At 38.8% G+C, this 15,090-nt stretch carries 14 protein-coding genes and 1 tRNA gene; 11 read left to right on the forward strand and 4 right to left on the reverse strand.

Going from position 1 to position 15,090, the window contains the following annotated elements; translation table 11 throughout:
• Positions 1-8 precede the first annotated feature (8 nt).
• From QMA12_RS12935 to QMA12_RS12975, 9 genes are all read left to right on the forward strand, one after another.
• On the forward strand, positions 9-2,951 hold the full coding sequence (locus QMA12_RS12935) for a hypothetical protein (RefSeq protein ID WP_290209347.1): 2,943 nt from the start codon (positions 9-11) through the stop codon (positions 2,949-2,951).
• Positions 2,952-2,969: 18 nt separating this feature from the next.
• A complete protein-coding gene (locus QMA12_RS12940; protein ID WP_290209348.1) occupies positions 2,970-3,593 on the forward strand; it encodes an SPOR domain-containing protein in 624 nt (207 codons plus the stop codon).
• 51 nt (positions 3,594-3,644) lie between these two features.
• Positions 3,645-4,238 carry a FlgO family outer membrane protein gene (locus QMA12_RS12945; protein WP_087533806.1) on the forward strand — a complete coding sequence of 198 codons (594 nt, stop codon included), beginning with the start codon at positions 3,645-3,647 and terminating at the stop codon, positions 4,236-4,238.
• A 12-nt stretch (positions 4,239-4,250) separates the two neighbouring features.
• Positions 4,251-4,925 (forward strand): FlgO family outer membrane protein, encoded by a 675-nt coding sequence (locus QMA12_RS12950; protein WP_290209349.1) that lies wholly within the window; start codon positions 4,251-4,253, stop codon positions 4,923-4,925.
• Positions 4,926-4,932: 7 nt separating this feature from the next.
• Positions 4,933-5,610 (forward strand): FlgO family outer membrane protein, encoded by a 678-nt coding sequence (locus QMA12_RS12955; RefSeq protein ID WP_290209350.1) that lies wholly within the window; start codon positions 4,933-4,935, stop codon positions 5,608-5,610.
• Positions 5,611-5,720: 110 nt separating this feature from the next.
• Positions 5,721-5,795 (forward strand) — tRNA-Arg (locus tag QMA12_RS12960).
• A 192-nt stretch (positions 5,796-5,987) separates the two neighbouring features.
• Positions 5,988-6,659 (forward strand): GNAT family N-acetyltransferase, encoded by a 672-nt coding sequence (locus tag QMA12_RS12965; RefSeq protein ID WP_290209351.1) that lies wholly within the window; start codon positions 5,988-5,990, stop codon positions 6,657-6,659.
• Positions 6,656-7,507, forward strand: coding sequence for an ImmA/IrrE family metallo-endopeptidase (locus QMA12_RS12970; protein WP_290209352.1), 852 nt, complete (start codon positions 6,656-6,658; stop codon positions 7,505-7,507). The genes QMA12_RS12965 and QMA12_RS12970 overlap by 4 nt, the downstream gene beginning before the upstream one ends.
• Complete coding sequence (locus QMA12_RS12975; protein ID WP_290209353.1) at positions 7,504-8,589, forward strand: hypothetical protein; 1,086 nt, start codon at positions 7,504-7,506, stop codon at positions 8,587-8,589. The genes QMA12_RS12970 and QMA12_RS12975 overlap by 4 nt, the downstream gene beginning before the upstream one ends.
• Here the strand turns inward: QMA12_RS12975 and QMA12_RS12980 are convergent.
• From QMA12_RS12980 to QMA12_RS12990, 3 genes are all read right to left on the reverse strand, one after another.
• Complete coding sequence (locus QMA12_RS12980; RefSeq protein WP_290209354.1) at positions 8,584-9,180, reverse strand: sce7726 family protein; 597 nt, start codon at positions 9,178-9,180, stop codon at positions 8,584-8,586. The two genes, QMA12_RS12975 and QMA12_RS12980, sit on opposite strands and share 6 nt — an antisense overlap.
• Before the next feature lie 706 nt (positions 9,181-9,886).
• Positions 9,887-11,335 (reverse strand): dihydrolipoyl dehydrogenase, encoded by a 1,449-nt coding sequence (locus QMA12_RS12985; protein WP_290209355.1) that lies wholly within the window; start codon positions 11,333-11,335, stop codon positions 9,887-9,889.
• 126 nt (positions 11,336-11,461) lie between these two features.
• Entirely contained in the window at positions 11,462-12,190 is a 729-nt protein-coding gene (locus QMA12_RS12990) for a glutathione peroxidase (protein ID WP_290209356.1), read from the reverse strand.
• Between the two features lie 114 nt (positions 12,191-12,304).
• Here QMA12_RS12990 and QMA12_RS12995 point away from each other — a divergent pair, with 114 nt between their 5' ends.
• Complete coding sequence (locus QMA12_RS12995) at positions 12,305-13,207, forward strand: LysR substrate-binding domain-containing protein (protein ID WP_290209375.1); 903 nt, start codon at positions 12,305-12,307, stop codon at positions 13,205-13,207.
• Here the strand turns inward: QMA12_RS12995 and QMA12_RS13000 are convergent.
• A complete protein-coding gene (locus tag QMA12_RS13000) occupies positions 13,191-14,381 on the reverse strand; it encodes a flagellar assembly protein T N-terminal domain-containing protein (protein ID WP_290209357.1) in 1,191 nt (396 codons plus the stop codon). The two genes, QMA12_RS12995 and QMA12_RS13000, sit on opposite strands and share 17 nt — an antisense overlap.
• A 159-nt stretch (positions 14,382-14,540) precedes the next feature.
• Between QMA12_RS13000 and QMA12_RS13005 the strand changes: the two genes are divergently transcribed.
• Complete coding sequence (locus tag QMA12_RS13005; protein WP_087533750.1) at positions 14,541-14,993, forward strand: LPP20 family lipoprotein; 453 nt, start codon at positions 14,541-14,543, stop codon at positions 14,991-14,993.
• Positions 14,994-15,090 lie beyond the last annotated feature (97 nt).

Below are 15,090 nucleotides of genomic sequence, written 5' to 3' on the forward strand. Positions count from 1 at the left end.
TTATTAAAGTGACCCGTATATTGGCCATTGGCCTCATGCTGTTAAGCTCACACTGCTTTGCAAGCACTGTGCAGCCAAATGACGTGCTGCGCACGCTGAAAGCGATTCAAGCTAAATTAAATCAACCTCACTCGAAAGGCATTGTATTGCAGCCCGCTACAGTTGAACCTAGCCAGCCTGCTACGCACCGTATTGCGACAGGTGAATTTTTACTTTTTTCTTTATCTCTCAACGATATGTACCTTGGTGAAGTGTTTGCAATAAAAAGTGAGCAAGGAGTCCTGCTTGGCTTATCGGGGTTAGTCGAAATATTACAACTTGCTATAAATGTTGATACGGCAAGTGGCTCTGCAGCGGGGTGGTTTATTGAGCAAAGTAATTTATTTTCACTCAGTGCCACTAAACCAGCCAGACTCCTTGTAAATAATCAAGCGGTGGTACTTTCTTCACAACAACTATTGATTAGTGATGATATTTATATTGATGCAGCAGTTTTAGAGTCTGCTTTTATGGTTAAGGTCTCTCCTGATTACGCGAATTTAGCGCTCGAAGTAACCAGCGATGAGTTGTTTCCTGTTGTCGCTCAACAGCAAAGGAGAAACCAACAATTTAGTTACCAACAGCACGGAAATAATCAACCTACCCAACCTTGGAAAGCCAGCCCTTATCAAGTGATTTCTGCCCCAGTGGCTGATTTACAACTTAATTACCGCCGAGATAATGACAGTAGCCGCACTAGTTATTCATTATTAGGTGCGCAAGATTTTGCATACCTTTCAGCAGAATACTTTTTAGCCGGGCGAGAGCAAGACCTATTAACAGACTCGCGACTAACATTCTCTAAACAAGCGCTAGATAGTAGTCTACTCGGTGCCTTTGCTGCAAGCGAAATACGGTTTGGTGATATCACCGCGACACAAGTCGGGAGTCGCTATAATAGTCAGTACGGACGTGGTGTTAAGTTTTCTAATTACCAGTTAGACCGCAATATAGATAATAATCGAATTAACCTCACCGGTGCTATTCAACCGGGTTGGGATGTTGAGCTTTATCGCAATGGTTTGTTAATTGAGCAACAGTTAAGCCTCGCAGATGGTCGCTACCTATTTGATAATATTGATTTATTATATGGTGAAAATAACTTTGAATTGATCTTTTACGGCCCGCAAGGGCAAGTTGAACGTAAAACAGAATATTATTTTATTGACGGCAACCAATTAGGCCAAGGTGAAGCGACATACGAAGTGTCAGTGTCAGAGCAAGGTAAACAATTACTAGGAAATGAAAGTAACTCACAACAAAGTGGCTGGTTGGCCGCGGGGCGTTACGAACGAGGCTTAACGGATAATATTGCTATTTATACCGGTGCTATGGCGCAAAAGCGTGAAGACGACGACTTTTACCAATTTGCCTTTGGCAGCAATATTAACCTGTTTGAAAGACTGTTGTTGAATCTAGACTATGAGCAAAACAATCAACAACAAAATGAATTTGAGCTCACCGCGAGAACGCAATTGGCAGAGCAATCACTCCTTTTTACTGTAAGTGATAGTTCGGATCAACAGCAAGATTTTCAAAGCTATCAATTCGATATGTCAGGCGAATTGATGGAAAATAATTATGGCCGGCTTCATTATCAAAATAACTTTTTATTACAACAATCAAGTTTAGGGCGTGATTTACAGCAAGCCTATAACCGATTTAATTATAGCTATTCAGGATTTTCGGTAAACAATCTTTTGCAATGGCAAAAAGTAAATGAACATAGTCAAGTGTATGGCGCAACTCGTATACAAGGACGAATAGGTCGGGTATATAGTCGTTTTGGTGTTGATTATTTAATATCACCACAGAGTGATATTTTAAGTTACCAAGCCGAATTCAGCCGCAGTATTACGGCGAAATTGCAAGCTGAATTGACGCTTAGAAACACGTTAAATCAGAATGTTCAATCTGCTGATCTAGGTTTGAATTGGCAAAATGATAACTTTAATTTAAGCAGCACTGTTAACTACGATAGTAATGATAATTGGCTTGTTAGCTTATATAGCCGCTTTAGCTTTGGGTTTGATGCACAAAACAACCGTACTTTTATGACAAATCGCAGTTTAACGAGTACTGGTAGCTTAATGGTTCGAGTTTTCTTAGATCAAAATAACAATGGCACCATGGACGAAGGTGAGCAGGGCGTTGCTGGTGTTAAGGTTAAAGGCTTACAAAACTACCGCCAAGCAGTGACCGATGAACAAGGTATTGCGTTACTTACTTCAATGCCGGCCAATCGCACTACAGATATCGTGCTAGATAAAGACAGCTTTCCAGATCCCTTTTTAGTACCAGCTCATGAAGGCTTTTCAATTACTCCGCGGGCTGGGTTTATTGAATATATGGATTACCCAATTAATAACTCAAGTGAAGTGGAAGGTGTGGTGTATTTACATAAGGGAGAAACAAATGAAGTTAAGCCCTATGCAAAAATTGCATTACTCGACATACAAGGTAACAAAGTGGCGCAAACACAAGCTGCATACGACGGTTATTATCTTTTCACTGATTTAAGACCTGGCGAATACCAAGCTGTTATTGAAGATAATTACAAAGATAATAAAGGCTTAAAAGAAACGCAGAATATAACTGTTAATTTATCCCCACAGGGCGACGTTGTGATGGGGGTTGATTTTGTTTTAACTGAAAAAGTAAAGGCATCAGGCTACATTGCTAACGCGGGTAGCTTTTCTTCATTAGCGTTTTTGAAAGCGTATTTTCAGCTAATAAAACAGCATTTAAAGCCTGAATCATTAAATGAAGCGTTCTATTTGCAAGAAAATGAGCGTTATGTATTAGCTATTGGCTATGCCATAGATGCTTCTACAAAGCTTGAAAGCACATGTAATAACCTAAAAAATAAAGGCTTAAATTGCACAGTTAAGGCCCAACAAATAACACATTAATAAAATAGGGAGCTTTTGATGGCGTTACGATATATTTTTAAAAGTATATTAACTTTATTGGTATGCACTACCTTTGTTGGCTGCAACAGTACAGATGCTGGAAATAAACAAAGCCAAGTTACCAATGACGAAGTGGTAAGTATTTCAGCAACCGAGCTTGCGCAATTAAAAGAATCAGCAGCTCAGTGGCAACAAGCAAAACCTGGAGTTGAACGATTGCTGGTCATAGAACAAGATCTAAAATTGTTAATAAATCAACTTAATGCAGTTGTAGCACAAGAGTCTTCTAAAGCTGAACAAGCAGAAGTTACTTCGCCCGAGGTTAAGCCTGCTGCTCCAGTAACGGCAGTAAAGCCAAAGGTTACGACTCAACCTATTTATGCACTTCAAGTTGCTTCAGTAACACAGAAGGTGCGGCTAGCTAAAAGCGTTGCAGATCTCCAAGGCAAAGCACCACAATTATTTGAAGGTAAGTTTGTAGCAAATGTAGAGCCTATTGATGTGAACGGCGTTACTTATTACCGCCTCAAACTAGGTGCTTATCAATATCAACAAAATGCAAAAGATGCTTGCACGAATTTTAAGCTGTATAATGTGAGTTGTTTAGTAACGCACTACACCGATAACCCATACCAGCCATAAATAGGCATAATAATTGCTTTGTATTTGCCATGCTTCACGAGGATGGCAAATATGCGCCTTATAATACTTTTACTTTCAATCAGCCTTACAGCCTGTAGCTTGACTGGTGATGAGCCAGATACAAGACAAAGCCCTATTGAAAACCCAGCGATGGCTCCGTTTACTGTGCATCAGTACGTTAGTGACTTGAGCACCCAGTTAAGCCACATTAAAGGGCCTTTTAAAAGCTCGGCACGCATTGCTGTTACGAGCTTTTATCTAGCTGATTCTTTAGAGACAGGCCTAGCTCAAGGGCAAGGTGATGGCCTTAGTCAACAAATTCAAGAAAGCCTGATTACTCAGCTCACTCAGCTGGGGTATAACATTATTGAATACCGCCTAGAAAACACTATAAACTTATCAGCCTCTGCCGATAGTATGCTTAGCAGAGATATATCAAAATTACGTCAACGCCAGAATATTGACTATGTGATCACCGGCACGCTTACGCGGCAACAACATGCCTATATTGTTAATGCCCGTATGGTGAATACGCAAGATAACGTAATTACGTCTGCGGCAAATACTGAGATCCCTATCAATGTCATGTGGGGTGATGAAAAAATTCAGCAACGCGATGGTTATATCTATCGCAGTGAATACTAATTAGGAGCCCTTATGAAACGCTTATTACTTACTTTATGTTTGCCATTGGGCTTTGGTTGTTCGCAAATGATGGACGACAACAGCACCGTTGTTGAAGATAATTCGCCTCAGTTAGCAAAACAACGCACAGTTGCTGAACCTGGACAAACATCTTCGCTTTATCAAAATACTGCAGTAATGAACGACAGCAGCCAAATAACGCCCCCAACACGTAAAAATATAAACCATTACGTGCGGGGTATAATGCAAGATATGGCTGAGAACCTGCAATACGTAAACACGAAAACGCCTTTAGCTGTATCGAGCTTTATTTATCTTGATGATGAATATAACGATGGCACTTTATTAGGAAATCAACTAGCTGAAAGCTTTATGCACGAATTACACAGTTTTGGTGTACCTGTTATTGACTTTAAAGCCACAGACTATATGCGGGTAACACCAAGCGGTGACTTTGTATTTAGCCGTGACTATTTAGAGCTAAGCCAAGAGCAAAACTTTAACTATGTGTTGGCCGGTACTATGGTAAACCACCAAGGTGGCGTATTAGTGAATGCCCGTATCGTAGGTTTAACCAGTAAAGCAGTGGTGGGCTCTGCGCAAGGTTTTATTCCACAGTCAGTGGTTGATGCGCTAGACAGCAGTTATCGCACCGATGGCGTAATGCTTAAACAAGCGAATGAGTGAGACGAGTATGGCATTTTTAACTAAACGTGGTGCTGCAATTGCTAGCTTAAGCCTAACAACTTTGCTGTTAGTAGGGTGTAATGCAAATAACACGAGTCACGAGCAGCCAAAGGTTGATAACGTACAAGCGACAACAACCAGCTATGATTTAAATCAGCTAATTCGCCAAGCACAACTAAATGACGAACAGCAATATCAAGATTCAACCCAGTTTACTCCGCTAAAGCACCATAAAACATTGGTCAATTATGTTGAACAAATGGCGCTGGATTTGGTTGATACTATGCAGTCAGAGCAAGACATTGCGATTGCTGTTACCTCGTTTGTAGATTTAGATGCAAGCTTGAATAACAGTAGCCAATTAGGTAACCAATTATCGGAGTCGTTTATTCATCAACTCCAGCAGTTTGGTTACGGGGTGGTTGATTTTAAAACTACAGATCAAATCTTAGTTAACCAACGTGGCGATTTTGTGTTTTCTCGTGATATTGAAAACCTAGCCAACAAACGTATCGCCAGCCATGTTTTATCAGGCACGTTAATTTATCGCAGCAGCGGGGTAGAGGTAAACACCCGCGTGATAGATGTAAAAAGCAAGCGAGTGATCGCCAGCAGCCAAAAAGTATTGCCGTATTATGTGTTAAAAAACGATGATATAAATCTCAAACGCGCGAGTATTAACTAGCCTTGTATTAAGTCCATTTAACAGCTTGATTATAAATAGGATAAACCGTTATACTTTTGCTATCAGCTATCAGCTATCAGCTATCAGCTATCAGCTATCAGCTCGAATGTGGCCTCTTAGTTAAATGGATATAACGGCCCCCTCCTAAGGGGCAGTTGCAGGTTCGATTCCTGCAGGGGCTACCATTAAAATCAATAATTTACAGTTTTCTTTTCTTTTTATTCTGTTTCTGTGTAGCGTATTTGTAGCTGTTCAAAGCCTGGACTTGACCTGCTTGTTCCTTAGGCATATATTATCTGTAGACTCAATAACATGGAATGTTGAAAGGGTAACAAATTTTCAATGCTAACTTTCATGTTTCATAAATACGGTGTTGTATGACTAGAAATATGCAAATTTTAGCTTCCTTAGGTCTTTCCTTTAATACTAAAACAATTAAGTCTGGCGTGATTCGTGACACCGCTGGAAATGATTGCGACTTTAAAATTGAACTGGGTTGGGATATTCAATCTGCTAACTCATGTGATCTGAGTTGGAGAGCTTACAGAATTAAGCTTGCAGAGTATTTAGATGCAAACTTTCAGCAATCAGAAATCAATGACATTCTTAAACAAATTCCTACCGAGGATTGTCATTGGTGTTGGGTAAATAAATCAAAGGCTTTTAATTCAGATGAATACTCTTGGTTTTTCTTTCATACAGATGAGGTTGAATCAGTATGTTTAACTTATCACCCTAAAAGTAGTGAGTTAAAAGATAGTAATATTTTCTACATTGAATACATAGCAATTGCACCTTGGAATCGTGATGATCCTTATAAGTCAAAGAAATTTAAAGGGATTGGTTCTTTATTGATAAAAGAAGTTCTTAAATACTTTATAGATACTAAAGGCTATGAATTAGGTTTCTCTCTTCACTCTCTGCCACAAGCTGTCGGTTTTTATCAACGTATAGGAATGCAACATGTGTCATCGGCTGACAAAGAAGGTCTCCGTTATTTTGAAATGCCGGATGATAAAGCAGCTGAATTTATGGGGGAGGCGTTATGAACTATGACAAAGATGATAGTTTTTTAACAAAATATGCATCCGACAGCTTCGAGAGCTTTTACAATGATTATAAAGTTCTCAAGGAGCATATATCTCGGTTACCTGCCAGTATAAGGAGTGAAAGGTTTAGAAATGATGATAAATACTTGCATATGGCGGAGTTACAAAGTGGTTTGTCGAAAGGTAAGAAATTACTGTTTAGAAAGAAAGATGATACTAATGATTACTTAGTTGAATCTTGGCTCGCAGGAGTTTTAAACAAAGCCAAGGCCGTTGAATTATCATTTATGACACCTGAATTTAAAGGTTTAAATAAAAAGTTTTTATCTGACTTTGCAAAACTAAGTGTCAATGATGAAATCTATACTCATTTACCAAAATTGCTTTTTGAAAAAGGTATTATTTTAATATACGAGCCCTCATTTGATGGATTAAAGCTTGATGGCGCTGTTTATAAAAATGATTCATGCAACCCTGTTATTGCTATGAGCTTACGTTATAAGCGTATAGATAATTTCTGGTTCACATTAATGCACGAGCTAGCGCATATAGTTTTACATTACGAGCAATTAGATACGATGATTATTGAGGACTTGGATGAAAAAAACAAAACTTTAATTGAGCAAGAAGCTGATCGCTTAGCTCAGGATAGTTTAATTAAACGCAATGTTTGGAGGGGGAGCGATGTTAGAAGGTTACCTAGTGATGAAAACATTACTAAACTAGCAAGTGACTTAGGAATACATCAAGCAATTATTGCTGGAAGAGTTCAGAGAGAGATTAATAGGTACGATTTATTTAGGGTATTTACTGATAGTTGCGATGTGAGACAGAAGGTATTCGGATGAGTAAGTACACTCCGTTTTTGAAGATGAAAAACAGTGAAATAAGTGCTTTAACAGAGTTAAAGAAAGAGTATCAGAATTTAGTGCCTTTTTTCGACTTTCCTAAAAGGGATATAAAAAAAACAAGAGATGTAACAGCTGTTATCAAGACAAAAGAGGAGCTTCTACTCGATTCAGCTGATTCATGTTCGAGTAGGGTTAATAAAAAGCTTTCTTGGCTAACCGAATTTTATTTAGATAATTTTGATATTGAAGATAACTTGTTACCTAATGGGTTATATAACTATCAGATTATTATAGATAACTTTGCTCAGCTAGGAATGATACCAGTATTTGGTGTTGATCGTTCTGAAAAACATATTGATTGCATTATTTCTAATGCAAAAAAAGGTGTGTTTGTTCATGATAGAATTGCTCTTCGTATCACTAAGGATGATTTCTTTTCGTTCAATATTATTCAAGATGATATAAAAGATTTGTTTGATGCGTTTGATGGTCTTTTTGATAAAGTCGATTTAGTGCTTGATTGTCGCGTTGTAAAAGTCGGTGAAGAAAATAAGCTAGCTGGAGAAATAATAAATTTCATCAATGATTCATCAAAATACTTTGACTTTAATAAAATAATTATAACAGGTTCAATGTTGCCAGCTTCAATTACGACTTTAATGCAACCAAACACTTTTATTGATACTGAAAGAACTGAGTTATCAGTCTTTAGAGCTGTTTCAAGTCACTATAATCATTTAGATGTTTCATGTGGAGACTATACCTGTGTCACACCTGAATATTCTGACCCTGATATGTTTGTGGAAGATATGAATAATATTATGACTGCTAAGCTAATTTATCCATACCTTGATAGAGTTTATATTGAAAGGGGAGGGAAAGTTAAGGTAGATAAAACTCAATATGTAAGAATAGCGAAGAAGATTGTATCTAGTCCATTTTACAGGCAAAGCTCTTTTTCTTGGGGAGATCATTATTTATTTAAGCAATCGAATGGAACAGGGCCTAATGCCACTCCTGCATCTGTTGTGAAACCCCAGATAAATCTTCATATTTCTTTTATGATGAGTTATTTATAAACGTTCAGTTAATTTAGTACTAATCTCAAGGTTTATACCCTCTTTACTAGCTGTTTTTGAAACTTTTTCAATTATAGCATCTCTTGTCATTTCACTACGATTGAGCTTTACATTGAAATGACTTGCAATTTGCAACATTTCACTTTTCCAAAGTGTTTGAAGAGCAGTTTTCTTATCAAATTGAGGGTTAACTTTAGCTTTTCTTAAATACTTGAATTTTATTGTTTCATTCATATCAACATAGGCGATAAGAATCCCCCAATTTTGAGGGGCAAGCTCGATTGATTTTTTTGCATGCTTTTCAGTGGTGACAAGGGTTATTCTTCTGAAAGCTAAATTATAAGAAGATCCTTGCTTCTCTATTCGTTCTATTTTATCCCCGTCCCCTTTTATTTCATAACAATGAGCTTCTTTATGTATACTGACAACGTCAGCAATAGCTTGTCCTAAATTGACTGATAATTCCTCAATGATAGTTTTTGGTGGGGTCGCAAGTTTTTGTAACTTTTGAACTAAAGCTATTCTTATATTTTTATCGTTTAACTTTTTGGTCATTGAGCTTTTAGAAGTTTTAACTGAGAGATTTGCCATTATAACAACTCTTCATTTTTTTAGTTAAAAATTTAACATTGAGTCTTTTGGTACAGTTATTTACAGAACTCCAAGTAAGAGCTTTCTTGCCATTCTGGTAAGTGGGTAGCTAAAGGTTGTTTTTGAAGTTTGGTAGAGGATTTGAAGTACCTAAAGCTCGCTTTATAGTTTTAGGAACCTAAAGGGTCAAATCTTGACTTCAGACATCATACTTCAGTTGACCTGCAATCAATAATTAACCGAATCTAACTCGTTTAATTTTAGTTGTGATATCTATCTTCACATTCATTGTTTTACACTTTATTGCGCGAATAAAACCCGCAGCAGGGTTTGCATGTGCCAACAGGAGTTGTTCATCAATTATGGGAACCTAAAGGGTCAAATCTTGACTTCAGACATCTTACTTCAGTTGACCTGCAATCAATAATTAATCGAATCTAACTCGTTTAATTTAAGTTGTGATATCTATCTTCACATTCATTGTTTTACACTTTATTGCGCGAATAAAACCCGCAGCAGGGTTTGCATGTGCCAACAGGAGTTGTTCATCAGTTGTGTAATTATGGTGACGTTGATCTTGAGTTTATTGTTACTTCAACACCGCCAAGTCACGGTGATAAAGTGATCATTTAACTCAAAGTACATGATAATAAAAAAGGAAGCCGAGGCTTCCTTTGTTGTGTGCGTATTTGTTTAGGCGCTTGGTTTATGCGCCTGGGCCACATTCCATACAGTGGTTTATGATATCTGGGCCAAATTTAAGTTTGGCGTTTAAATCACGAAGGGCGGTACGCAGGCCTTCTTCAATCACTGGGTGATAAAATGGCATATCAAGCATTTGTGGTACGGTCATTTTGTTTTGTACTGCCCATGCTAGTAAATGGGCTATATGCTCGGCTTGTGGGCCGATAAACTCAGCGCCGATAAATAAGCCTGTACCTTGCTCTGCGTATACTCGCATATGGCCTTTGTTTTTTAGCATTACACGGCTACGGCCTTGGTTTTCAAAGCTGACTTCGCCGACTTCAAAACACCCACATTCACCTAAACGATCAGTTATTTGCTTGTAGCTTTCGCCTACCATCGCGATTTGCGGGTCACTAAATACCGCTGCAATAGAAGCACGACGTAAGCCATTTCGTACATCTGGGAAACGTCCTGCGTTTTGCCCAGCAATGGTGCCTTGGTCACTTGCTTCGTGTAATAGTGGGATCATGTTACTGGCATCCCCGGCAATAAATATATTTGAGTCGCCACATTGCATAGTATGTTTGTCAGCGATTGGTACGCCGCGTTCATCAAGTTCAATGCCTGTGTTTTCAAGACCTAACTTATCAGTATTGGGTACGCGGCCAGTGGCGGCGAGTACAAAGTCAAATTGTTCGGTTTGTTTGTCGCCGTTTTTGTCAACATAAGTAAGTTGCGCTTTATCGCCGACTTTTTGCATATCAGACACATTTGAGTCGGTATCCACAAAAAATTCTTCTGCAAATACTGTGTTGGCGTAATCTTTAATGACAGGGTCGGTAATTGGGCCAATCGCACCACCTACACCAAATAGTTTTACCTTCACACCTAAGCGGTGCAGAGCTTGGCCAATTTCAAGGCCAATAACGCCGGGGCCAAACACGGCAACTGATTCTGGCAAGTCTTGCCAATCAAACACGTCGTCATTAATTATTAATTTATCGCCAAAGTTATTAAATACGCCAGGGTAAGCAGGGCGAGAGCCTGTTGCTATCACAAAGCGCTTTGCGTTAATGATTGTGTGGTCGTCAATTTGAACGCGGTTGGCATCTAAAAATCTTGCATAGCCACGAATTTTATCTTCACTTGGAATTTCATCTACGGCTTCAACCACAAAGCCGACAAAGCGGTCACGTTCATTGCGCACTCGTGCCATTACTTCAACACCATTAATAGTGGGTTTTGAACTATGTACACCAAATGCCGGTGCGGTTTCGATTGAGTGGGCAGCTTCAGCGGCGGCAATCAATAATTTACTTGGCATACACCCAACACGTGCACAGGTAGTGCCGTATGAGCCAGCTTCAATCATTAATACGTTTGGCGTGTGTTGTTTTGCGTTGCGATATGCGCTTAGGCCTGCTGTGCCTGCACCAATTACAACAACATCAGTGTTTAGTTCTTTCATGGTGATGTCCTCAATACCAATTTTATTAAAAAACTGGTTTTTAAAATAAGTTAATAAAATGGGTATGTAAAAAGGTGGAAGTAGGGGCATTGTTGCCCCTAACTGTTTACTTAAATAATTACTTAATTAAGCAAAGTATTTTTCTAAATCGTCAGAGCCACCAATGTGCGTTCCGCCAATAAATACTTGTGGTACGGTTTCACGGCCTGAGATGGCTTTAAGACTTGTTAAAGATGCACCTGCACCCATGGTGATTTCCTCAAACACTAAGCCTTTTTCTTCTAGTAACGCTTTTGCTTTACTACAGAATGGGCAACCAGGTTTAGTAAATATGCTTACTGCTTGTGGCTTTACTTGCTCAGGGTTGATGTAATCAAGCATAGTGTCTGCGTCTGATACTTCAAACGGGTCGCCTGGTAAATCTGGCTCGATGAACATTTTGTCAATCACGCCGTCTTTAACCAGCATTGAATAGCGCCAGCTGCGTTTGCCAAAGCCTAGGTCATTTTTGTCTACTAACATGCCCATGCCGTCTGTAAATTCGCCGTTTCCATCTGGTAATAAAGTAATGTTTTGTGCTTCTTGGTTTTGAGCCCAAGCGTTCATTACAAAAGTATCGTTTACTGATACACATACGATGTCATCAACACCATTTTGTTTAAGTACCGCTGCAAGTTCGTTATAACGTGGTAAGTGAGTTGATGAACACGTTGGCGTGAATGCGCCTGGTAGTGAAAATACAACAACAGTTTTGCCTTTAAAAATGTCGTCTGATGTTACTGACTTCCACTCATCATTTACGCGAGTTGCGAATGTAACTTGTGGAATTGTTTGACCTTCAATATTGTTTAACATGTTTTTTAGTTCCTCTTGATTTGTTGATAGCCATTATGTCGTGAAAGTTGTAATAGCTCCAATCGTTTATTTGCATTACTATGATAGGTATTACCTATTATGTTTGAGCTTACTATGAATTTAAAAGATCTTGAATATGTAAAAGCAGTTGCCCACTTTAAACATTTTCGTAAAGCGGCAGACGCTTGTTATGTTAGTCAGCCAACGTTGAGTGGCCAAATTAAAAAGCTAGAACAAGAATTGGGCGTTACATTATTTGACCGTTCTACTAAGCAAGTTACTTTAACGACGCAAGGTGAACGTTTGTTGACACAAATAAAGTTAGTGTTAGAGCAAACCCAAATATTAAAAGAGCTAGCGGCAACGTCGAATGCACCATTACAGGGTAGAGTAAAAATAGGTATTATCCCAACCATTGCGCCGTATTTGTTACCAACCTTACTCACCTCAATGAAAGAAGCCTTTGCTGATAGTCAGTTTGCTTTTGTAGAAATGCAAACTAGCGCTATTTTAGCGGCACTCGATAATGGTGAATTAGACATTGCAATACTAGCAGATGTGTCTGAACTTAAGCTTTATCATACAGTTAATATATATAAAGAAGATTTTTTAGTGGCCTTGTCTGCGCAAAATAAACTCGCTCAGCGCAGCAAGATAGCGTTAGATGAGTTAAAAACGTGTAGCTTATTAATGCTCAGCGATGGGCATTGTTTTAAAGATCAGGCTCAGCGCTTTTGCTTTGCGGCAGGTGTAGATGTATCAAATGAGTATCAAGGTAATAGTTTAGAAACGTTATTAGCTTTGGTTGCCATGGACGATGGGGTCACTTTTGTGCCTAAGCTTGCAGCTGCTGAGCGCGAGGGAATTAAATATTTGCCTATATTTCCAACTCAGCAGCGCAGCGTGGTGTTAGCATCTCGTAAGCATTATCCGCACTTAGCGGGTGTTGAGTTGTTGGCAAATTGGCTAGGTGAGCACCCTAGTTTACGTAAACAATTAACTAAAGCGATTGTTTAGCAAGCTCTACAATGTCGTTAATCTGAATATTTGGTAAAGGTTGTTTATCAACACTCATGGTTACAGCGCTTTGTTGATACACCTGTTCAACTTGCACTTGGTTAAGTGTGGTAATGAAATTAGGCATTTTATTACCCGCAGCATCGGTTAGGTAATTATGATGGGCAATATTTAATATTTGCCCTTTTTCAAGGCCGTGTGCTTTACCAAGGTTAATGATTAGTTTGTCGTTTTCAATATGTAATATCTTACCTTGGGTTTCAAGGCATGCCATGGCTGCTTGTAGGTCATAGCTGAGGGTTTGGTTTATATCAACAATGGTTTGCCCGTAGTCTGAGCCCCAAAACTTTTCGCTATATACATCAATTAAATCAGTTTTTTCAAATGGCCAAATACCTTGACCACGATAGTTCTTTTGCCAGAGTCGTTCGTAGGTGATGCCATCAAATAATACAAAATCAACATTGTATGCGCGCTTATAGGTTTCATCTTGCCAAAAAGCGTAGCTATTATTGAGTTTATCACTATTTGATATATCAACTATTTGACTCAGTAATACATATTGTGAATTACTACGAGAGGCAATTTCTTCAAGTAGAGCGTTGCTGTAATCGTATTGTTGAGTAAAAAACTCACTTACACGAATAGGGTAGTTAAAATAAGCGGTAGGGCGCGTACTTATTGGTGATTCGTTTAACGTGTTATACAGGTTTTCGCTAGTGGCTTTATTGATGTCAAAAATTTGACCCATTCTAGCTTGTTCACGGTGTTTAAGTTGGGTTTGCGTAATTGCAACAAACTTGTTGAAGTTGCTGGCCGGGCACTGCTCTTGCTCTGGAAAAATATCTAAACGTAGGGTGATTGCAAATTGATCGCCGTGCCTGTCTTCGCTGATCATTTCAATTTTTTGTATTTCACCATGGCTGTTTATTTTTAGCTGATCTTGGGTAAGTACGCCATCTACAAGGGTTTGCATTGAACTAACGCGGGCCCCTGAAAACACCAGTGCTTGAGTTATGGCATCTTTTATAGCGACAGATTTAGCTTTGGCTATATCATTATTTTTAATGCTGGCATGGCCGGTAGATTCAAACCATTGTGCATTTACACAGGGACTTACGCTCAATGCAAGCCAAGTCGCAGCTGTAACAACGCATGTTAATAGTTTTTTCATCGTAAGATCCCACGCCAAAATATTGGTTAATTACCTTTAATATGCATGTATTACGCAAGGACTATACCAATTGTTTTAAATACGAGAGTAAAGCAAGAACATGGCATTGATCATGCATTCATTGCGACTATTAAACCATTTACTTTAACGTGAGCTCCTATGCGTATAGTCCTTTTTATTTTAGCAACTTTAAGTTTATCTGGTTGCAGTAGCATTTTTGATAAACATGTTGAATATAAATATATAGAGCCTGATAGTTACCCAGTACTTAAGGCGATAGGCTACGCCCCAATCAGTGCCCAACCAGGCGATAACGAGTCACAGCGTTCGTTAATGGCGTTAAAAGCGTCAAAGCTTGAAGCGTATCGTGAGCTTGCAGAGCAAGTATATGGGCAAAAAATTACCGCTGGCACAACGGTGCAAGGCAGTATTGCGCAAAACGATCAATTACAAAGCCAAGTACAAGGCGTCATTAAAGGCGCGCAAGTAGTAAAAAGCTACCCTGTTGGCGACAGCTACGCAACGGAGCTTAGGCTTGATATGAAACGCGTACATGATTTATACATAGGTGAGATCAAACCAAGAGAAGTGAAAAAAGTTACTTACTACTAAGCAAAATATCTCATATTTACCTGTGGGTGCTATGCTTGATTTAACAATTCTTTTTGATCGAAAGCTGTGATACGACAAGGTAACAATTACTTTTTAT

Origin of the sequence: Pseudoalteromonas sp. APC 3893 (assembly GCF_030408095.1) — a bacterium.
Lineage (GTDB): Bacteria > Pseudomonadota > Gammaproteobacteria > Enterobacterales > Alteromonadaceae > Pseudoalteromonas.

What these genes read in the sequence shown, in the direction of transcription:
- QMA12_RS12940 (WP_290209348.1), top strand. Translation starts at nt 2,970, where the DNA reads ATGGCGTTACGATATATTTTTAAAAGTATATTAACTTTATTGGTATGC.
- QMA12_RS12945 (WP_087533806.1), top strand. Translation starts at nt 3,645, where the DNA reads ATGCGCCTTATAATACTTTTACTTTCAATCAGCCTTACAGCCTGTAGC.
- QMA12_RS12950 (WP_290209349.1), top strand. Translation starts at nt 4,251, where the DNA reads ATGAAACGCTTATTACTTACTTTATGTTTGCCATTGGGCTTTGGTTGT.
- QMA12_RS12955 (WP_290209350.1), top strand. Translation starts at nt 4,933, where the DNA reads ATGGCATTTTTAACTAAACGTGGTGCTGCAATTGCTAGCTTAAGCCTA.
- QMA12_RS12965 (WP_290209351.1), top strand. Translation starts at nt 5,988, where the DNA reads ATGACTAGAAATATGCAAATTTTAGCTTCCTTAGGTCTTTCCTTTAAT.
- QMA12_RS12970 (WP_290209352.1), top strand. Translation starts at nt 6,656, where the DNA reads ATGAACTATGACAAAGATGATAGTTTTTTAACAAAATATGCATCCGAC.
- QMA12_RS12975 (WP_290209353.1), top strand. Translation starts at nt 7,504, where the DNA reads ATGAGTAAGTACACTCCGTTTTTGAAGATGAAAAACAGTGAAATAAGT.
- QMA12_RS12980 (WP_290209354.1), bottom strand. Translation starts at nt 9,180, where the DNA reads ATGGCAAATCTCTCAGTTAAAACTTCTAAAAGCTCAATGACCAAAAAG.
- QMA12_RS12985 (WP_290209355.1), bottom strand. Translation starts at nt 11,335, where the DNA reads ATGAAAGAACTAAACACTGATGTTGTTGTAATTGGTGCAGGCACAGCA.
- QMA12_RS12990 (WP_290209356.1), bottom strand. Translation starts at nt 12,190, where the DNA reads ATGTTAAACAATATTGAAGGTCAAACAATTCCACAAGTTACATTCGCA.
- QMA12_RS12995 (WP_290209375.1), top strand. Translation starts at nt 12,305, where the DNA reads ATGAATTTAAAAGATCTTGAATATGTAAAAGCAGTTGCCCACTTTAAA.
- QMA12_RS13000 (WP_290209357.1), bottom strand. Translation starts at nt 14,381, where the DNA reads ATGAAAAAACTATTAACATGCGTTGTTACAGCTGCGACTTGGCTTGCA.
- QMA12_RS13005 (WP_087533750.1), top strand. Translation starts at nt 14,541, where the DNA reads ATGCGTATAGTCCTTTTTATTTTAGCAACTTTAAGTTTATCTGGTTGC.